Annotated in this window: 18 protein-coding genes and 2 pseudogenes; 15 read left to right on the plus strand and 5 right to left on the minus strand. The window is 37.1% G+C overall.

Annotation, left to right across the window (positions count from 1 at the left end; translation table 11 throughout):
• From CDA10_RS15975 to CDA10_RS16005, 7 genes and pseudogenes are all read left to right on the plus strand, one after another.
• Positions 1-440 (plus strand): annotated as a pseudogene (locus tag CDA10_RS15975) (putative type VI secretion system effector); the annotation flags it as partial.
• 237 nt (positions 441-677) lie between these two features.
• Positions 678-1,316, plus strand: coding sequence for a vWA domain-containing protein (locus CDA10_RS15980; protein ID WP_089606552.1), 639 nt, complete (start codon positions 678-680; stop codon positions 1,314-1,316).
• A gap of 76 nt (positions 1,317-1,392) precedes the next feature.
• Positions 1,393-2,034, plus strand: coding sequence for a TerD family protein (locus tag CDA10_RS15985; protein WP_089606553.1), 642 nt, complete (start codon positions 1,393-1,395; stop codon positions 2,032-2,034).
• A 20-nt stretch (positions 2,035-2,054) separates the two neighbouring features.
• Complete coding sequence (locus tag CDA10_RS15990) at positions 2,055-2,690, plus strand: VWA domain-containing protein (RefSeq protein WP_089606554.1); 636 nt, start codon at positions 2,055-2,057, stop codon at positions 2,688-2,690.
• Positions 2,691-2,787: 97 nt separating this feature from the next.
• A complete protein-coding gene (locus tag CDA10_RS15995; RefSeq protein ID WP_089606555.1) occupies positions 2,788-3,840 on the plus strand; it encodes a TerY-C metal binding domain-containing protein in 1,053 nt (350 codons plus the stop codon).
• A gap of 138 nt (positions 3,841-3,978) precedes the next feature.
• Positions 3,979-5,763, plus strand: coding sequence for a PP2C family serine/threonine-protein phosphatase (locus CDA10_RS16000; RefSeq protein WP_089606556.1), 1,785 nt, complete (start codon positions 3,979-3,981; stop codon positions 5,761-5,763).
• 51 nt (positions 5,764-5,814) lie between these two features.
• Complete coding sequence (locus tag CDA10_RS16005; protein WP_089606557.1) at positions 5,815-7,344, plus strand: helix-hairpin-helix domain-containing protein; 1,530 nt, start codon at positions 5,815-5,817, stop codon at positions 7,342-7,344.
• Between the two features lie 369 nt (positions 7,345-7,713).
• Here CDA10_RS16005 and CDA10_RS16010 read toward each other — a convergent pair whose 3' ends face one another.
• From CDA10_RS16010 to CDA10_RS16030, 5 genes are read right to left on the minus strand one after another with little or no spacing between them, the layout of a single operon-like run.
• Positions 7,714-8,643, minus strand: a complete 930-nt coding sequence (locus CDA10_RS16010; protein WP_089606558.1) for an HpcH/HpaI aldolase/citrate lyase family protein — start codon at positions 8,641-8,643, stop codon at positions 7,714-7,716.
• Positions 8,643-9,866 carry a cysteine protease StiP domain-containing protein gene (locus tag CDA10_RS16015; RefSeq protein WP_089606559.1) on the minus strand — a complete coding sequence of 408 codons (1,224 nt, stop codon included), beginning with the start codon at positions 9,864-9,866 and terminating at the stop codon, positions 8,643-8,645. Before CDA10_RS16015 ends, CDA10_RS16010 begins: the two co-directional genes overlap by 1 nt.
• The gene (locus CDA10_RS16020; RefSeq protein WP_089606560.1) at positions 9,859-10,638 is read right to left on the minus strand and encodes an HAD hydrolase family protein; all 780 of its coding nucleotides are present in this window, start codon (positions 10,636-10,638) and stop codon (positions 9,859-9,861) included. Before CDA10_RS16020 ends, CDA10_RS16015 begins: the two co-directional genes overlap by 8 nt.
• Positions 10,628-11,749 (minus strand): phosphoribosyltransferase domain-containing protein, encoded by a 1,122-nt coding sequence (locus CDA10_RS16025; protein WP_089606561.1) that lies wholly within the window; start codon positions 11,747-11,749, stop codon positions 10,628-10,630. The genes CDA10_RS16020 and CDA10_RS16025 overlap by 11 nt, the downstream gene beginning before the upstream one ends.
• A 5-nt stretch (positions 11,750-11,754) precedes the next feature.
• Positions 11,755-12,765, minus strand: coding sequence for an ATP-grasp domain-containing protein (locus CDA10_RS16030; protein WP_089606562.1), 1,011 nt, complete (start codon positions 12,763-12,765; stop codon positions 11,755-11,757).
• Positions 12,766-13,094: 329 nt separating this feature from the next.
• On the opposite strand from CDA10_RS16030, the gene CDA10_RS16035 reads away from it, so the two are divergent.
• The 8 genes and pseudogenes from CDA10_RS16035 to CDA10_RS16070 form a co-directional block, all read left to right on the plus strand.
• Positions 13,095-14,297, plus strand: a complete 1,203-nt coding sequence (locus tag CDA10_RS16035) for a TerD family protein (protein WP_089606563.1) — start codon at positions 13,095-13,097, stop codon at positions 14,295-14,297.
• A 59-nt stretch (positions 14,298-14,356) separates the two neighbouring features.
• Positions 14,357-14,932 (plus strand): TerD family protein, encoded by a 576-nt coding sequence (locus CDA10_RS16040; RefSeq protein ID WP_089606564.1) that lies wholly within the window; start codon positions 14,357-14,359, stop codon positions 14,930-14,932.
• A 15-nt stretch (positions 14,933-14,947) separates the two neighbouring features.
• The gene (locus tag CDA10_RS16045) at positions 14,948-16,021 is read left to right on the plus strand and encodes a DUF475 domain-containing protein (RefSeq protein WP_089606565.1); all 1,074 of its coding nucleotides are present in this window, start codon (positions 14,948-14,950) and stop codon (positions 16,019-16,021) included.
• Positions 16,022-16,049: 28 nt separating this feature from the next.
• Entirely contained in the window at positions 16,050-16,628 is a 579-nt protein-coding gene (locus CDA10_RS16050) for a TerD family protein (protein ID WP_089606566.1), read from the plus strand.
• 140 nt (positions 16,629-16,768) lie between these two features.
• Positions 16,769-18,073 carry a vWA domain-containing protein gene (locus tag CDA10_RS16055; protein WP_089606567.1) on the plus strand — a complete coding sequence of 435 codons (1,305 nt, stop codon included), beginning with the start codon at positions 16,769-16,771 and terminating at the stop codon, positions 18,071-18,073.
• 12 nt (positions 18,074-18,085) lie between these two features.
• Positions 18,086-18,802 carry a TIGR00266 family protein gene (locus tag CDA10_RS16060; protein ID WP_089606568.1) on the plus strand — a complete coding sequence of 239 codons (717 nt, stop codon included), beginning with the start codon at positions 18,086-18,088 and terminating at the stop codon, positions 18,800-18,802.
• A 17-nt stretch (positions 18,803-18,819) separates the two neighbouring features.
• Positions 18,820-19,410 (plus strand): TerD family protein, encoded by a 591-nt coding sequence (locus tag CDA10_RS16065; RefSeq protein WP_089606569.1) that lies wholly within the window; start codon positions 18,820-18,822, stop codon positions 19,408-19,410.
• Positions 19,411-19,640: 230 nt separating this feature from the next.
• Positions 19,641-20,603, plus strand: a pseudogene (locus CDA10_RS16070) (phage late control D family protein); the annotation flags it as partial.
• Between the last annotated feature and the right edge of the window lie 184 nt (positions 20,604-20,787).

The raw sequence follows: 20,787 nt of genomic DNA on the forward strand, positions 1-20,787 counted from the left end.
GGACAGGGCAAGAAGTCGTTAAGGGAAGGATACGATATAGAATCGCTGCAATGAAGTTTGGTGGATTTTCGATGTTATTCGTACTTTTTGTATTATTTGTATTTGATTACTTTATTTCTGATTCAATGGATCGAATGTTAATGATGAATATTGATATTCAAATAACAAGTGTAGTTCTGGTTTTAATTTCTCTGCTTATTGGTTGGAGAATAGGCGCAAGTTTTGATGAACAAAGTATCGAGTTAGAAGCCATTTTAAAAAAGTTAGGTTTTTATAAACCCAGTCGAATGAATTTACAGGAATATGCTTTAAACGATTTAAGTTGGAAAAATAAAGAGGATAATAAAGGATATGGGCATGAACGTTGGAAAGACTATACCTATCGCATAGATTTAGCCCAACAAGCCGATAAAGAAAAATATGGTCAGTCGGCAAAATAATGAGTTTTAATAGCAAAAAAACGATTCACGTATTAGAAGCCAAGTTTGTCTTGTTGAACTTTAACTGATCAATATTTTTAACCGTGAAGCTTAACTTATTAAAAGTTTTAGGGAATCCACCGAATTTTACAAAATACATTTTTTAATGTTAAAAACGCTTTGTTTTCAGCCTATTTTTTTATATAAAAGAAAGCACAAAGATTAAAACTTGATAAAAGACGATTAGAGAGAAAATGAATGAGAAGATTACCTGTATATTTATTATTAGATACCTCTGGGTCAATGCACGGCGAGCCGATTGAAGCCGTTAAAAATGGTGTAGAAATACTGATTTCATCATTACGTCAAGATCCGTATGCACTTGAAACAGCCTATTTATCGATCATTACTTTTGATACTCAAGCAAAACAATTGATGCCACTGACTGAAATTGCCATGTTTCAACCACCACAGCTACAAGCCACAGGTACGACACAACTTGGTGAAGCGCTTGGTTTATTAGCAGATAAAATTGACCAAGAAGTGCAAAAAACCACACATGATACACGTGGCGACTGGAAGCCTTTGGTTTTTATTATGACAGACGGTGCGCCTACAGATGATTGGACCAAAGGTTTTGCAAGATTAAAACAAGTTAAAACGGGAATGGTCATCGCATGTGCTGCGGGTCATAATGCCGATACCACTATTCTTAAACAAATTACAGAAGTTGTTGTTGAGCTGGCGACCGCAGATTCAAATACCATTAAAGCCTTCTTTAAATGGGTTTCTGCAAGTATTTCAACAGGCAGCCAAAAAGTGGATGTAGGACAAAAAGAAGTTTCTGGACTGAATGATCTTCCGCCACCACCACCAGAAGTAAATGTGGTGTTATAAAATTTATTTATTTCAAATAATCAAATATTTAAAAATAAATTACAAACTAAACTTTGCATTATAAAAGGGTATTATTATGGGGATAACATTAGCAAAAGGTCAGGGCTTAAGTCTTGAAAAATCTCAACATAACTTGTCATTGGTGACCATTGGCTTGGGTTGGGATATTACGGAACAAAAGAAAGGGTTTTTAGGTGGTTTATTTGGTGGAAAAGCAGAAGAACATGATTTAGATGTGGTTGCTTTCCTTTGCGATAACAATGGAAAAATTAAGGATTTAGGTTGGGATGCATCTGGAAATGCAACTTTAATCAATAGTGATGTGATTTTCTTTAATAATCTTAGCCATCGTACAGGACAAATTTGGCTGACAGGTGACAATCGCACGGGTGCAGGTGATGGAGATGATGAACAAATTATTGTCAAGCTGAATAGCTTAGCACCTGAATATCATAAGATTATTTTTATTGTGCAAATTTATAATGGTGCAAATAATAATCAGCATTTTGGACAAGTCAAAAATGCTTTTATTCGTGCAGTGGATGCCTCAGGTAAAGAAATGGTGCGATTCAATTTGTCTGGTATTGGACAATATGATCAGCAACGTTCATTATTATTTGCAGAGCTGGTTAGAGAAAATAACGGCTGGAAGTTTAATGCTGTAGGTGATGCTTCTCCGACAGATAACTTTGTTACATGGTTAAAAAATTACGTATAACCGTATAAAAAGAGAGAAAAATGCGTCGCTTACCTGTTTATATTTTATTGGATACGTCTGGCTCTATGCGTGGTGAACCCATTCATTCGGTTAATGTAGGCTTACAATCGATGTTAAGTGCATTGAGACAAGATCCTTATGCACTTGAAAGCGTTTATTTAAGCGTGATTACCTTTGATATGGAAGCAAAGGTGTATTTACCACTGACACCATTGGATCAAGTACAAATACCAGACCTTGATGTGCCAAATGTAGGTGCAACATTCATGGGCGCTGCTTTGGAATTACTCGCACATGAAGTTCAGCAAAATGTGAAAAAAAGTACCGATGATGTTAAAGGCGATTGGCGTCCACTTTTATTTTTAATGACGGATGGTTCGCCTTCCGATGTTTATGCATATCAGCAAATTATACCGACCATTAAGCAATCTAACTTTGCCACTATTGTGGCATGCGCAGCTGGCCCAAAAGCCAAAACAGAAGCTTTACTGCAATTGACCGATCAAGTGGTGGTATTAGACACCATGGACTCTAGTAGTTTTTCAAGTTTCTTTAAATGGGTATCTGCAAGTGTGGTTGCAGGCAGTAGTAGTGCAGGTGTGACAGATTCTATTTCATTGCCACCACCGCCTGCTGAAATTCAATTGGTTTTATAGTCATTTATGACCCAATATCGTAAAGAAATTGGCTTAAAATATTTAATAAATTTATTATATATATCAATTGTATAGTAAAAATAATCTAGGTGAAATTATGCGCCGTTTACCTGTGTTTTTTGTACTTGATTGTTCAGAATCAATGGTGGGACAACCACTGGAGTCAGTGCAAGAGGGTGTTGAGTTTATTCTGAGTAATTTACGAAAAGACCCGTATGCTTTGGAAACAGTTTATGTTTCTGTGATTGCCTATGCGGGTATTGTAAGAACATTAGTACCATTAACAGAGTTATTTGCTTTTAAAAATTTTAATTTACCTTTGGGTGGCGGAACGCATTTGGGTAAAGCTTTGGATCATCTAGGGCAGGAAATTGATCGTTATGTAATGAAGACGACAACAGAAGTCAAAGGTGACTGGAAGCCGATGGTGTACTTGTTTACCGATGGCCGTCCTACAGATGAATATGAACAGGCTATTGAACGCTGGAATGCAAAATATGCCAACAAGGCGACAGTTGTTGCAATTGGTTTAGGCGCAGATGTAGATTTTTCGGTGCTGAGCAAATTGACTGAAAATACGATTTCGATCGATCAGATTAATCAGGAATATATCAAAGGGCTGTGTAAATGGATTACTGCTTCCGTGGTATCGCAAAGTATGAGTGTTGGAAATAATCAGCTCAAAGATGAATTATTACCTATAGATCAACGTTATATGCGTTTGGCAAAAGAAGCCTTATCCATCAGTAAAAATAAAGTAGATGAACATTGTGCAACCTTTGTTGGACGTTGCCAAAAAATGAATAAACCCTATATTATTAAATATCTTAGGAATTTACAGTATAAGAGTCCTGCTGATTTAAACATCAATATTTATAATTTTAAACTGGATACTTGTCGTGCTATTTCAGAAGATTATTTTACTTGGTCTGATTCCACGGCGCCCAATAAACAAATCAACACGGCTGAATTGGATGGGTTTCCAGAATGCCCACATTGTTTTTCTGAAACAGCATTTGCTGTGTGTGGCTGTGGAAATTTAATGTGCTATGACGGTTATAGAGAATCTGTAATCTGTCCGTGGTGTCATCGCCAAATTAGTTTTTCTGCCTCAGGCGAGGACTTCAACCTCAATCGTGGACAGGGTTAAGATTGGGAATGTGGCTTCTATAATTTTTAAGCAACGATTCATTAGCGAGATAAGTTAATTTTGATGTGGTATTTGAATATCTTCATACATAACAAATGACGATATTGTGCATATTGGAAAAATAAAATTGAGGACAAAATGGACAGCTACAAATGTAAAATTAAACAGATTTTAGAGCAGAATAAACAAGATTATAGTGCTGAATTTTCTCAATTTTTATTGCATGAGCAAAATTTGCAACAGCTTTCCAAGCTTGTTTTAGAATTAAAAAATATCAAAGCTGTTGAAAATAATTTACATATCCAAGAGCCTCAATCAACGATTGAAAGTGAATCTGTAACTTGTGACCAGCAAAATCACCACGATGCTGATGACACATTAAAACAGCACTTTGCCGAAGCTGAATCTAGTGCTGTAGAAGAAAATATTGAATCTACAGAACATCTCAATCTTTCAGAAAATCAAAGCATTCAGACATCGTATGATATTCAAAATATTGCTGCGATTGAGATTCCTAATGATTTTCCACCCGAAGAATTTGTTACAGAAAATCAATTAGATGACGCTACACAACATGCAACTGAAAGATTAGAAGTAGAATATTCAACAGAAACTTCTGAGCTTGAATCTGTGATGCATACAGATTCCGATCATCTACCTTTAGAATCAACAACCCGCTCTGAAATAGAGAAAAATAGACAAGAGATAGAGTCCGTGTTTAGACGAAGTAAGTATGAAGATATTAAATTTCAGGTAGAAAATGCACGAGTAGGACAACATTATCAGTCTAAAATTGCAGTCATTTCGCAACATGATGTCAACGATATTCGCTTTAAAGCAGATAGTTTTAAGTTCCCTGATGATGGCTTTTATTTTGATGCTGAAACACAGACTGTTTTAGGTGAGCCTAAGCAAGCACAGGAACTGGAATTTTCTTTTCAGTTTTATGTAGATCAAGAGACTAGGTCAGCACAATGTAGATTAAATGTAATTGCAGATCCACGCAGTTTATGGAAAGTTTTAGAACCTGAAGCTGGACAACACTTCTTTAAACAGCATAGTGATCAAGCATTAATTGAGACTGAAAACTATAAAATCGTTGCTGCAAGTCGCCGAGGACGTTCACATGAGCATGCAGGGACGTTTAGAGATGATGATTTTTCAATTACTCAGATTGAAAATAGTCCATGGTCTGTGATCACAGTAGCAGATGGTGCAGGCAGTGCAAGTTACTCTAGAGAAGGTTCACGTATTGCTGTTGAAATTGTGCAGAGTGAATTTAAACGCTATTTAAATCCCCATACCAGTGATGCACTAATTGAAGATTTAAAAAAATGGCAAGTAGGTAGCCAAGATACTGAAACCTCTGAAATTGCAGCAAAATTAAATCAACAATTTCATTTGGTTTATTATGAAATATATAAATCGATTATTGCGCAAATTGAACATCAAGCCAATGAATTGGATGTGAATCCTAAATTATTTTCTACCACACTTTTAGTGGCTGTAATTTGTAAATTAAAAGATAAAACCTTTATGAGTACCTTCTCTGTGGGCGATGGTGCAATTGCTGTTTATAGTGAAAATAATGTACGACTGATGAATGTTCCAGATGGTGGTGAATATGCAGGACAAACTAAATTTTTAGATAGAAGCATTGCACAAGAGTTTAATACCCGTTTAAAAATTGGTTGTTTTACCGATACAGACGCCATCATGTTAATGACCGATGGTATTTCAGATCCTATATTTGAGACAGATTCTGGTTTGGCAAATCATACAAAGTGGCAAAAATTGTACACAGAACTTGATCCACTCATGCAAATTGAATCTGCTGATACGGCTTTATTGGAATGGATGCATTTTTTTACACCAGGACATCATGATGACCGAACTATGGCGGTTTTATGGAATAAACATTGAGATCAATATTTATCTTAAAAGTGTTTAAAAATATAGAATTAGGTAAGAAAAATGTCAGCGAAAATTATCAAATGTAATACGGTAGATGGTCGTCCGATTGAATATGTCGATGAAATTATTGGTTCAGGTGCAATGAAAGATGTTTATTTTTCACCTGATCGTAGCTATGTCGTGTGTTTTTTTAGTAAAGAAAAAAATAAGTTTTATGAGTCTCGAGCAACATTGGAACAGCAAAAAGACCGTTTAAAAGAAATTGTTGGCAATAAGTGGAATGGTATCTTCAACGGCATAGGTGGAGATTATTGGAAAAATATTTTTTGTTGGCCAGATGGTTTAGTTGAACATAATAATTTGCTTGGAATTACTGCACCAACTTATAACAAACAGTTTTTCTTTGAATATGGCTCGAAAAATAATGACTTTTTGCAAATCAAAGGTAAAGAAAAAGAAGGTAAATGGTTTGCCAGTGCCAATAATCAAAATAGATTTTTAGATGAAAAAGAAAAAGGCACATGGCTGAACTATCTGAAAATTGGTATTTTAATTTCTCGGGCTGTGCGTCGTATGCATGCAGCAGGTTTGGCCCATTCAGATTTATCCTATAAAAACATTTTGGTCGATCCAGTAACAGGAAGCGCCTGTGTTATTGATGTCGATGGTTTAGTTGTACCCGGTAAATATCCACCTGATGTTGTTGGAACACCTGATTTTATTGCGCCTGAAGTAGTGCGAACCAGTCATTTATCAAAAGATGATCCAAATCGTATTTTGCCAAGTATTGCGACGGACAAACATGCATTGGCTGTTTTGATTTATATGTATTTATTGTATCGTCATCCGCTGCGTGGTGGAAAAATTCATGATATGAATGATCCACAAAAGGACGAAACCATCGGGATGGGGGAAAAGGCCTTATTTGTTGAACATCCAACAGACCAAAGCAATCGAGTCAAACCATCGCAACTCAAAGTCAGCCAACAGCCTTGGGCTGATCCTGCAAAAGTACCATTTACTGTGACAGGACCTTATTTGTCTGAACTTTTTATTAAAAGTTTTGTTGATGGGTTGCACGATCCAAGCAAACGCCCATCAGCGAATGATTGGGAAACTGCTTTGGTCAAAACTGTTGATTTGATACAACCTTGCCATAATCACCGCTGTGGTCAAAAGTGGTATGTATTTGATAATTCGACTCAACCTGAATGCCCATTTTGCCATACACCTTTTAAAGGAAAATTACCTATTCTGAATTTATATTCAGCAAGACAGCAAGGTAATTTTAGACCTGATAACCACCGTTTAATGGTATGGACAGGGCAGTCGCTCTACGCATGGCATGCCAATAATATGATTGCACCGAATGAACGACTTACACCTGAACAAACCAAACGTAAAGGGTATTTTGTATTGCATAACGATGTGTGGTGGCTCGTCAATGAGGGGTTGCCTGATTTAACCGATGTTGTGACTAAAACGCCTATTCCAATCGGCGGAAAGATTGAGCTTAAAGACGGCGCTCAAATTTTACTGTCTAAAGAAGATGGTGGGCGTTTAGCTGTAGTACAGATGGTTGAAGCTTAATAGCTGATGTTACGCAGTAACTCTAAAATTAAACGTTGGAGCTAGAAGAATGTGGATACGCAAAAACGTCATCCGCAATTGTTTGAGGCAGGACTTCTTCTAATAAGTAAAGTTTCTGTGAAACTTTGAATATTTTGACGATAGTGAACGAGTTCTGCGGTGAGGAGCAATGCTCCGCAAGGTGGTTTTTTTGCGAAGCTCCACTTCTCATTTTGCCAAAACAAAAGTACCTCGAGCCTGAGCTCAGTTAAAGCAATGCTTTAACTGTAGCGCAAGACGCAGTGGGCTATTCCCTAAATTTAAACTTTGGATGCAAGACTCTGTCGTGTAAGTCTAGCTTTTTCTTTTTCACCTACTTAATTTTCACAACTAAGAACTAAGGCTGAATTTATCCAATCCTGCATGGGGTGATTTTATTAGCCCAAAGGTTTTGTAACGCAATAAAATCATTTCAGCCCAATTTTTATGGGTTGCTGGTTCAAGCATAGAGCCATGACTTTTAAATACACTTTTCGCATCGCTTGCCAGAATTAACTGCGCTTCATGTAATTCTTCAGCTTGTACTTGTAATGCTGAATGGATATGTCTAATTTGGGTCGGGTGAATTGCAGTTTTGGTATAAATCCCATTATTCATATCTTGAGTGATTTCTTGCATCAATAACTGAGTATTTTCAAAATGTTCACAAACAGGTGAGCTCAATTGAAAACCATTGGGAATAAATAAACCCGCCAGTTGTGCAATGAGTATGCCGACAGGGGTTTGATAGATCGTGGTATTTTTAGGACGTCTAAGATTTAGACATGACAACAAATCATTTCCACCAACTCTTAAACAAAGCGTTTTATGAAAATCATATTTGAGTGCTTGATATAACTCAATATTATGTGAAACATCAAAAATTTCTTTGGTTTCAAGCGTAGGCATATATTGCAAATTTGCAGGTAGTACTTCCATCCAATTTTGCAAATTATGAATATTGAATTTAGGTAAAATCATACCGTTAAAAGTCTGATTTAAGTCCCAATCTACAATATGCTTTGCCATTTCAATATTACGTGGACGAATAAAAACAGCAGGCGCTCTTAAATTAGGAAATTCTAAACGTTTTTGTAATAAATTTTTTAAATTGACCATTGCCGTTTGAACATCAGACTCTAAAACGGCATCTTCAAGACAAACTGCGATTGATTTGATCAAAGGAAATTTGATGCCCTGAGTTACTTCCCATAACTGCTCATGTGTTGCAGGAATATACATTGTTGCGCCTAACTCGATCGCATGTTGTAGGTGCTTCATTATTTTTTCTCTACTTTTTTTATCAAAGTAACTGCTTGATAAGGACCCAATTGAGACCCAAGAATTTCTACAGAAATATTTCTTTCATGGGCGAAATGTAATAAAAGTTGCACATTAGGATCTGTGTCATTTCGCAATAAAATACGTTCAGGTACACGTCTTAACACAGCACGTGTTGCTTCGGCAATACTGGCTTTAATTCGGTTAATATTTTCAACTGAATAATGCTCAGCAATCCAAGCAATCGTTTCACTTGAGGATTGTTGTTGAGCTAGGCGGATTTGATTATTCCAATCTGCAGGCTCAGTAACAGGATTAAGTTTAATCAGCTTTAAAATTTTCTCAATAAAATCTACAGACAAATCATAAGGTTGTAAATGGTTATAAATTAAACAACTGTGCCATTTTTGTGGATTGTAACAATCGGCTTGCGCATCTGCACGATCGATAGTTTGTTTTAAAATCGTTCGTGAAGTTAGTCCAGAAATCACTGAGCCTAAAATGCCAAAAGGAATTAGCCAATCATCTGTACTTGCACTTAACCATGAGTAACCACCTAAATCTGACAAAGTCACTAAGCGTGGGATCTGCCAATTTTCATCAAATAATTCAGGGATATTGTGTAAGTTTTGAGTGAGTTCTTTACAGATCGCACCTTTACCTGTCCAACCATCAACGAAGACAATATTTTCAGCACCATGTTGCTCAATAATAGCTTGCAAAGCAGCAAAATCAATCCCTCGATCACGAATGATACTAATGCCGTAATGATGTACATCATGATTTTGAATATTTATGTTTTGAATATTTACGTTTTGGTTGTTCGAAGTTTGTGGAATCGAACGTTGATTGCTTAAATAATGCTTGAGCAAAACACCTAGCGGCACACCAGCACGGACTAAACTAATTAATACAATAGGTTGCTGTGCAAAGCATTGTAATAATGAATTTCCAATCTTTTGTACTTCTTCAGCAAGGCGTAATGCGCCTTGTTCAAAAGCATGATGAAAATGCTTCATATGCTCTTCAGTCGGTGGATTTTCGACACTAATCATTTGAGAATAATGCATTTTCCCAGATTGAATCAGATATTCTTTTTCTTCTACATCGGTGGGTTGAATATCATCCACTTGCATTAAAAAAGTCACATCTTCTGGACGATATGAACCATGGAAGCCTAATTTTATCAATGTCTGATTTTTGATTTTTGAGTTATTAGACATGACCTAAATACCCCTTGGCATCGTGATCATGCGTTAAATTTACATTTAAAAACTTATCTAATTGGCTATTTTTAGGCATACCAAACCAATCGCAACAGCTTAAAAAGCCTGCATCGGACAAACTATCACCCCATCCTAAAACTACACGTTCATGGTTTGGATCATATTTTTGGATAAAAAACTCAACCGCTTTTTGTTTAGAAATATGGTTAGGAATGATGGCTAAATTATTCCCATTGATGTGTATATAACAATGTTCAAGGATACTTTTAGGAATATGTTGTACCAGTTGATCTAAAAATAATGAATCAGGATCGTTTTGTTTTGCCACAGTATAAATTTTTAATTGGTTTTCTTCCAAAGTCCAAGTACGAAGTGAACCTAGCTCTTTGGCATAATCATGCATTGCATCGGCTAAGTCATGCAGAACATGGTTTAAATTTTCATTCTCTTGTTGTTTGAGCTGTAGCCATTCAAGATCAACTTGATTTTCTTTACCCAGAATCGTACCGCCATGTGAACAAATTGCACCATGTCCAAAAGGAATTTGTACACGTTTAAAACCTTCAACAGAACGAGCGGTTACAGGAATGATCTCAGTCGTTTCAAGTAACCAATTTACAAAAACTTGTTGTTTCGGATTCTTATAAGAAAGCGGTTGTCCTGAAACATCTGTAGTCGCAATTTTATGCAACGGCGTAGGTTGTTGTTTTCTATGCGTTTGAAAAAGTGTATCGTCTAAATCAACAAAAACTAGGGGTTTAGGGTTCATAACTGATCACTTCTAAATTTTTAATTTGTTCAAACAAGCTTGGGTCTACACTATCTTGAGCTGTTTCAATGACTAAAAGTACACGGTCAAAATTTTGATGTTTAACGTTATACGCAAAATTTTGAATATTCAGTCCATAATTATCTTGAAAGCGGCAGATACTTTGAATGGCATGACCCTGCATAATCGGGGAGCGTGTAGTTGAGCTGTAATAGGTTTCAGCACCTTGTTGTTCCAATTGCTCGGCAATTAAAAAAGGAATCCAAGTAAATTCTCCAGAACCTAAAACAAGTATCTTTTCATTTGGATTTTTTACTTTTACTTGTGGCCAAGCTGTACATTCCAAATAACAAGGTTCACGTCCCCAATCATTGGGTGCAATAATTTTCTGAGCTTGTTGCTGTGTTGAACTAACATCTGGCATATCAATCTGAATATTTTGATTATTCGGCTGCCATTGCCAATGACCATGCAGCAAAGAAATGACTTCAACAGGAATATCTAAATCTTCGGTCGCTAAATGCTGTTCAGCCCAATTGACCAATGTCACAAGAATAATACGTTCAACTTGTTCCAAGCCCGAATTTTTCAAACTATTGATTAAGTTTTTAAATGTTTTACCTGTAGAAATTTCATCATCGACCAAAACCAAAGTTTTTGCATTGACAACATGCTGATGTTTACTCTGATCATGGCTACTGAGAATACATTGATCTTGCGCATGACTATGTTCTTCTAAAAATAGCCCCAAAGTTGGCAATGTTGAAACGGGGTGGCGTGTTGTGGTTAAAAAGATTGCATTTTTGCCATAATCTTTTTTCAGCTCACGGTAAACGCCCGCGCCTAACCCGACTGCTGTTTCAGCCATACCAATCACGCAGATCGGACCTTGCAAATCTTTAGGAATCAAACTTGCTAAATCTGCATAACTACGCTGCATCACAGATGGTGCAACAGGAATATGTTTACCTAAAACCTTAGAGACAAATAAAAATGCTCTTTTAGGATTTATTCTTTCTGCAAAATCAAGTAAACCGTCTAAATCCCAATGCGTATGCTGTTGATTGACTTGAACGCTAATACGCCCACGGCTTAATTCTATATGTTTCATGAATATTAAAAATCCAATGTAATACTTTGGGTCAGCGGTAACACTTTTACAGGTGAGTGATGCGGCTCACGCTCCAAATTCAACTGTAATTTGTCAGCAATTAATTCAGCAATCAAATTGACACCTGTGTGCTGCGTATAGGCAAAACCACCAGCAGGGCGAGCATTTATTTCAAGAATATGCCACGCTAAATTTTCATCTTGTTTAAACTGAATATTAATCAAGCCATCACATTGAAAATATTCAACTAAATTTGTGCAAATTTCATGACACGGATGCTCAGTAAAACATTCTTGATAAAAAGAATATTTGATACGTGTGACTTGCGCTAAAATTTTTCCTGCATTACACGCAATGTCTACCGAACATTCCTGACCATTTAGGAAGGGCATGATTAAATAATCAGTAGGTTCAGACAGTTGATCATAAGCTTCAATAAATTGTTGAGTATTTGACTGCAAAGCATTCTCAAATTTTTTGAAATACGATACATCATTACGTAAATGCACAAAGCCTGCACCATAGACGCCATAAACAGGTTTGGCACATATTTCTGCATATTGTTGTTGAAATTGTTGAATTGCATTTTTTAGACTTTCAGTAGAATTGACCAAAAGTGCAGGAATATAAGGCAAATTTTGAGCCTCACAATGTAAACCAAATTGATATTTATTATTCATCAATTCGTGATTTTCAGCACCAATCGCACCTGTTAATAATTGAATATTATGTGCTTCAAATTGTGCTCTAAATGGCTCAATATATTGACAATGCTTACCACAAAAAAGGAGCTGAATACCATGTTGAATACATTGTTCAAGTAACCATTCGGCACTTTGTTTTATCGCAGGTTGTTGAAAGTAATGGTCTGCAAGTAAAACCAACTCAGGACGATTGCGAGTATGTGAACAATAAATGGTTAAATGCTTTGATAAATTAGAAGATTTTAATAACTGAATAATGTCTTTTTGACAAGAATAACTTTCGGCGATCCATATTTTATATTGCTGTAACACGGTTAAATTAATCTCAAATTTTTATGGAAGATAAAGTTGAATAACACAATATGTAGAATTACCGCGCGAAAATATAACAATTCGCACTTTAGATACAAGATTTAATTTCAATATTTTGTATAACGCACGAAATTCAATGTAAAAATATTATTCAAAGTATTGAGATTGAGAATATTTATGGTAAAACATTAGATTAAATTTTTAATCGATTTTATATCGAATTGTATAGGGAAGTTTATTTATATCTTTGATCTGTTTGGGAAGACTTTTACTTTTAAAATTCATTTTAGATGAATGATAACAATATAGAAATTTTGCATGGAGTAGATATGCAACTTGTAGCTGGTGGAAATCTTGCGTTAACTGCTCAAAATATTGAAATTTGTATTAAAACAAGTTTTGCTGCAATGCTTGAATTGGATGTCACTGCATACCAATTGGCACAGGACACCCTCAAAGTCCGTGGTGACCACGATATGATTTTCTATGGTCAACGACAAACAGCAAATAAAAGCATTCTTTTAACAGAGTCCAGTGCAAAAGATCCGTATATCACTCGATTAAATATTGATACCTCACTCATTGATCCGCAAATTCAAAAAATTGCAATTTGCATCACATTAAATGAACCGCATCAATTAAGTAGCGTGCGTCCTATTCATGTAGAACTTTCTGCTGCGAATCAGTTGATTGCGACAGCACAAGTGGATACGCAAAATAAGACAGAAAAAGCGCTTATTTTAGCTGAAGTGTATAAACACAATAATCAATGGAAGTTTAGGTTTGTAAACCAAGGTTTCAATGGTGGTTTAAAGCCATTGGCAGAGAATTTTGGGGTTGTGATCGCAGCAGATAATCATCAGGCTACACCTACACCTACACCTACACCTACACCTACACCTACACCTACAAGCTCAACGATTAATTTATCAAAGATTAAACTGGATAAAAGCAACTCGACCATCAATTTGACTAAAAAAGGATCGGGCTTTGGCAAGATTTTAGTCAATCTTAATTGGAATAAAGCACAGCCGAAATCACAATCATTCTTTCAAAAATTGTCAGGATCAAATTCAATTGATCTAGATTTGGGGGCAATGATTCAGCTTAAAAATGGTGATATTGATTTAGTTCAGCCACTTGGCAATCGCTTTGGTCGTTTTGAACAAAAACCTTTTATTCAGTTAGATGGTGACGACCGTACAGGTACAGCGGTGAATGGTGAAAATCTACATATTAACGGTAATCAGTGGGATCAAATTGAACGAATTGTTATATACACCTATATTTATAAGGGTGCAGCGCAATGGGCTGCTACAGATGGTGTCGTGACAATAAAAATTCCTGATCAACCTGAAATTGAAGTTCGTCTCACTGAGGGGAACCAATTGACCACTTGTGCGATTGTTGAATTAAAAAATGTCAATGGTGCAATTCAAGCCAATCGAGAAGTACTTTATTTTAAAGATCAACAATATTTAGATCAGCACTACCGTTTTGGCTTCCGATGGACACAAGGTTCCAAAGACTAATTTAAAACACGTTTTACATACGATTGAAACTTCATAGTAATAAAGAAGAGGGTTAAAAAATGGCTATTTCATTAAACAAAGGCGGCAACTTATCTTTAAGCAAAACAGATCCAAATTTAACTCAAGTTTTGGTTGGCTTAGGATGGGATGCACGTGCAACTGATGGCGTAGATTTTGATTTGGATGCTTCTGCATTCCTTTTGGGTGAAAATGATAAAGTTCGTGGTGAACATGACTTTATCTTCTATAACCAAACTCGTTCTCCTGAAGGTTCTGTTGAACATACAGGTGACAACCGTACTGGCGCAGGTGACGGCGATGACGAAGCTGTTAAAATCGATTTAAGCAAAGTACCTGCCGATGTTAACAAAATTGCAATTACTGTTACGATTCATGATGCAGATAGCCGTGGCCAAAATTTTGGTCAAGTGCAGAATGCATTTATCCGTGTTTTAAATGACCAAAGCCATGTTGAAATCGTACGTTTTGATTTAAATGAAGATTATTCAACTGAAACAGCCATGATTTTTGGCGAATTGTATCGCCACAATGGTGAATGGAAGTTTAGGGCGGTCGGTCAAGGCTATAACGGTGGCTTAAGCGCCATGTGTCGCCAGTATGGAATTAGTATATAACCTTGAGTTAATTCAATGAAACATTTTCGTTTTTCTATTATTTTCACCATTATCTGCTTGGCACTTTCAGCCTATTGGGGTTTTACGCATGGCCCCGAAGCAGGTTTAATGACGATGGCTAAAGCTTTAGCCATCACTGCGATATTGGCAGTGATGGAAGTTTCGCTTTCTTTTGACAATGCTGTCGTCAATGCTTCTGTATTAAAGCATTGGAATCATTTTTGGCGCACACTGTTCTTAACTGTGGGTATTGTGATCGCAGTATTCGGTATGCGATTGGTCTTCCCATTGTTAATTGTTGGCGTAACAGCCGATATGGGGATGATTGAAGTTGCAAAACTGGCACTGAATGATCCAAAAACATATTCAGAAAAGTTAATGGCGCATCATGCTGAAATTGCAGCATTTGGTGGCATGTTCTTATTATTAGTGTTCCTTAACTTCTTATTTGATGATGAGAAAGATGAGCATTGGTTCCATTGGTTGGAATCTAAACTTGCTGACCTTGGCAATATCCAAGCAATTTCTGTATTTATTTCGTTATGTGCTTTGTTGGTTATGGCTAACTTTGTCCCTGAAGCATCACGCCTTGTCGTAACGATGGCGGGTATTTGGGGGATTGTCGTTTATGTAGGCGTGCAAGTGATTGGACACTTACTTGAAGGTGGTTCACATGATGACGAAGAAGAACAACCGCAATCAAATGGTGCTCCAGTAACAGGAACGATTATTAAAGGTGGTATCGGTGGATTTCTATATTTAGAAGTATTAGATGCATCTTTTAGTTTCGATGGTGTAATCGGCGCTTTTGCAATTACCAGTGATGTGGTAATTATTATGCTTGGTCTAGCCATTGGTGCGATCTTTGTGCGTTCAATGACTGTATATCTGGTTGAAAAAGGCACATTGGATGCATATATCTATTTAGAACATGGTGCTCACTACGCGATTGGTGCGCTTGCATTCATTATGTTAGCAAGCGGTACTGGTATCCATATACCAGAAGTTATTACAGGTTTAATCGGTGTTGCTTTCATCGTTTGGGCTGTTATTTCATCTATTTCATATAGTAAAAAGCAAGAATCTTGAAACCACAACGGAAAAAAGGAAACTAAAAATGGCAATTAATTTATCAAAAGGCGGAAACATCAACCTGTCTAAAACAGCGCCTACGATGAACAAAGTAGATTTGGGTTTAGGTTGGAATCCGCGTGTTACAGACGGTAAAGCTTTTGACTTAGATGCAGTTGCATTCTTAACTGGCGAAAATGGTAAAGTCACAGGTGACGGTGGTTTTATTTTCTTCAACCAAAAAACTTCTCCATGTGGTTCTGTATCTCACCAGGGTGACAACCGTACGGGTGATGGCGAAGGTGATGATGAAACAATTTCTGTAGATCTTTCAAAAGTTCCTGCTGACATCGCAAAAATTGTATTTGCAGTGACGATTCATGAAGGTCAGCAAAATGGTCAAAACTTCGGAATGGTTGATAAAGCGTATATCCGTGTACTTAACCAAGATAACAATGCTGAAGAGTTGGCGCGTTTTGACTTGTCAGAAGACGGCAGCACTGAAGTTGCAATGATCTTTGGTGAATTATACCGTCATAGCGGTGAGTGGAAATTTAAAGCAGTTGGTCAAGGCTTCAATGGTGGCCTTGGTGCTTTAGCTGCGAGCTATGGTGTTGCTGTTTAATACATTAGTCGGAAAAGATTGATGAGTTAAAGAGAAACCAAACAAGTACTAAAAGATTTATCTTTTAGTACTTGAAAGTGATTTCATCCAAATGGGTTTGATGTAGGAATTATTTTCAAGTACTAAAATAGAGCACAACAATGCAATTGATTACTGGACAAAAAATAGCGCTCCATCAACTGCTTCAACACGAAACAGTATTTAAATTGCGTGTGCAATTTACAGCAGCTTTTGAAGTTGATATCTCATGTTTTGGTATAGCAACAACCGATAAGCTTTATCATGATGATTACATGACTTTTTATAATCAGCCTGTAACGCCTAAGGGAGAGGTTCAGTATCAATTACAAAATACATCACATATTTTTTCTTTTGATTTAAATAAAATTGATGCAAAGCAAACGCCACGTTTTGTGATTTGTGCTACAGTTTCAAATGAACAATCGTCAATGCAACAAATTCAAACAGCACAGCTTGAACTGTGTAATCTGCATGGACAAGTCCTTGCAACATATCCGTTAAATGGCTCAAGTTTTCATCAAGAAAAAGCACTGATGTTGGCTGAAATTTATTATAAAAGCGATGCTTGGCGTATTGCTGCAATCGGTCAAGGTTTCAATGGTGGATTAAAAGCACTGGTTCAACACTTTGGTGGTGAAGTTGCTGAAGATACAACGACACATTCTCAAACTGAAATAAAAGCTACGGAAGTTGTTTCCAAAGTAGATTTAAAGAAAAAGATTGTATTGGATAAAATTGAAAAAGCTGCACCACACTTGGTGGATCTAACTAAAAAATCTTTAATCAGTTTAGAAAAAAATAATTTATTGGATGTGAAAGCACGTGTCGCTTTAGTTCTGGATTATTCAGGTTCAATGCATCAGCAATATATAAAAGGTGATGTACAAAAAGTATTGGATCGGATCATGCCTTTGGCTGTGAATTTTGATGATGATGGAAGCTTTGAATGTTGGGCATTCGCAGAGAAATCATTAAGGTTAAGTGATGTCACACTGAAAAACCTACAAAACTTTGTCAATACCGACCAAGGCGGCCATCCGAAATGGAATGCAGGTGCTCGATATAATAATGAACCCGTGGTACTAGAAGCTGTTTTAAACTATTTCACCAAAGAAAACCCATCTAACTTGCCTGTATATATCGTCTTTATCTCAGATGGTGGTGTTTCACAGAGTAAGAAGATCAAAAACATTCTTAAAGATGCGTCACTTCAACCCATTTTTTGGCAGTTTGTTGGAATCGGTGGAAGAAATTACGGCGTCTTAGAACAGTTGGATACAATGGATGGTCGTATTGTAGATAACTGTAATTTCTTTGAAATGGCAAATATACAAAGTATGCCAGAAGCACAGCTTTACGATGCATTACTGCAAGAATTTCCGCTTTGGTTGAAAGAAGCTAAAAACAAAAACATCATTCGTTAACGAGGGATAACTATGGCTCAATTTGAATTAGTGGGTAGTCCAGAACCTTTTCTATTGGTCGATATGGTTCAGGGGGAGAAAATATATTGCGAATCAGATGCAATGGTAATGATTGAGCAAAATCTTGAACTAGGTGGAAACTTGCGCGGAGGACTATTTCAATCGTTTATGCGCCGTTTCACAACGGGTGAGTCATTATTCCAGCAAGAAATCAAAGCTTCCTTCGGAAATGGACAATGCCTACTTTCTCCCAATTTAGATGGAGATATGCAAATCTTAGACATTGGCCCACAACAATACACATTGTCAGATGGTGCTTTCGTTGCCGCAACAGAACAAGTCAATGTTAAAGCTAAACTACAAGCAAATTTAGGTGGTGGCTTTTTTGGTGATACAGGCGGTTTTGTGGTGATGGAATCATCAGGACAGGGCAAACTTTGTATATCAGGTTGCGGCACTTTAATGGAAGTAGAAGTCAGTGCTCAAAATGGAGAAACCACGATTGATAATGGTCATGTCGTGGCTTGGGACTCTACACTCAGCTATAACATTGGTATGCCGAGTTCACAAAACCGAGGTCTAATGGGTAATTTACTCAATAGCTTTACCAGCGGTGAAGGAATGGTTCTTAAATTTCGTGGCAATGGTAAAGTTATTATTTGTTCAAGAAATAGAAAGAGTTATATTACTTGGCTATCATCTGCATTAAATTTAAATAGAAACAATTAATCAAAGAGGAAAAAATCATGGGTATTAGTTTAGTCAAAGGACAAAAAATTTCTTTAGAAAAAGGAGATGGTTCTTCACTCACCAAAATTTTCTTAGGTGCGGGTTGGGATGTTGCGAAAAGTGGTGGTGGTCTATTTGGTATGTTCGGTGGTCGTGGTGATGACTCAATCGATCTAGATGCTTCAGCCATTGTTTTTGATGACAACAACCAACCAGTCGATGCAATCTGGTTTGGACAACTCAAAAGCCGTGATGGTAGCATTTGGCACTCAGGTGATAACCGTACTGGTGCAGGTGATGGTGATGATGAAGTGATTCATGTTGACTTAACTAAAATTCCACCACAAGTAAAAGCGATCGTTTTTACGATCAGTAGCTTCCGTGGTCAGACGTTTGAAAAAGTTGAAAATGCTTACTGCCGTTTAGTTGACTCTACAACCAACACAGAAATTGCGAAATATAACCTTTCAGCAAAAGGGAATTATACAGCTTTAATTATTGCTAAAGTTTACCGTCACAATGGTGCATGGAAAATGTCTGCAATCGGTGAGACTTGCCAAGGCAAAACTATTCACGACATGATCCCATCGATTATGCCTGTGCTTTAAAAGTATATTTTTAAATGAAAAACCCAGCGATTCAGCTGGGTTTTTTGCAATCTATAATCAATAAAATGTAGAAAAATACTATAATTTTTACATTGATAAAACATGAATAATTAAATAAATATTATTCTATTACAAAGGTTTATGTTAAAAATAACAACAATAGCTATTGCTAATGAACTTGCAATAATGTTAAGTTTGACTAATAAATAATAATCAATCAAGAGTCATCAATGTACAATAATATCTATTCAGCCCTAGAACGCATTGGACTCAACGCTCAAAAACGAGCCATACACCTACAACTGAGTAACCACGACTTAAACCAACAAGTCTTTTTACAACACATCGAAGGTACACATCACCTCAATACAGGCATCAAACTACAACTCATCTGCCTATCGACCAACGACCAAATCCCCTTAAAACAATTCATTGCCAGCCAAGCCGCCATCGACATCGTCACAGATCGATCTGAACTAACCCGCATTTCAGGCATTATTACCCAAGCAGAAATCGGCGCCAGTGATGGTGCACTCACCATCTACCGCCTCACGGTTGAAGACCCAACCGCACTGTGGAAACACAGAACCAATTCACGCGTGTTTATGAATAAAACTGCGATCGAAGTCATCCAAATCCTGTTCAAAGAATGGCAAGCACAAAGCCCATTATTCGCATCCAGCCTGAGCCTAGACCTGAGCGGACTCAGCAAAGACTACGCTGTACGCCCCTTCATAATGCAATACAATGAACGTGATATGTGTTTTATTCAAAGAGTGCTTGCAGAGGAAGGTGTCACCAGTCTGATTAGTGAAGCTCAACCCACCGTACCCCATTCAAAACACCCCATCCAAGCACAAAAACTCAGACTAATTGACAATAACAACCAATACACAGCCCTAGCACGCCGTAACATCCGCTTCCACCGCAGCAGTGCGGTCGAACAAACAGACAGCATCACACACTTTGCAGGACAACGCTCGCTCCAACCCACCGCAGTCCACCTACAACGCTGGCAAGCCGAACTCCTCGACACCGAAGAAGGCGCAGGCTCAGTACTCAGCCACCACCAACACAGCGCCAACCAAGACAACAGCCAACTCTCGCTTGAACACGCATGGTATTACAGTCCAGCATGGATACCCGACCTGAAAGGAGAAGATGGCGTGAGCCGAGCAGGCAACCGCCAACTCTATATTAGACTATTTTATGTCTGATGAAACAACTCTAAGTTTATTTAGTGATACAGGAATTCAAATTACAGCTTTGATTCTGCTTATTGTTTTCATTGGTATTGGTTGGAGAATAGGCGCAAGTTTTGATGAGCAAAGTGTTGAGTTAGAAGCTATTTTAAAAAAGTTAGGTTTTTATAAACCG

Origin of the sequence: Acinetobacter piscicola (genome assembly GCF_002233755.1) — a bacterium.
Taxonomy (GTDB): Bacteria; Pseudomonadota; Gammaproteobacteria; order Pseudomonadales; family Moraxellaceae; genus Acinetobacter; species Acinetobacter piscicola.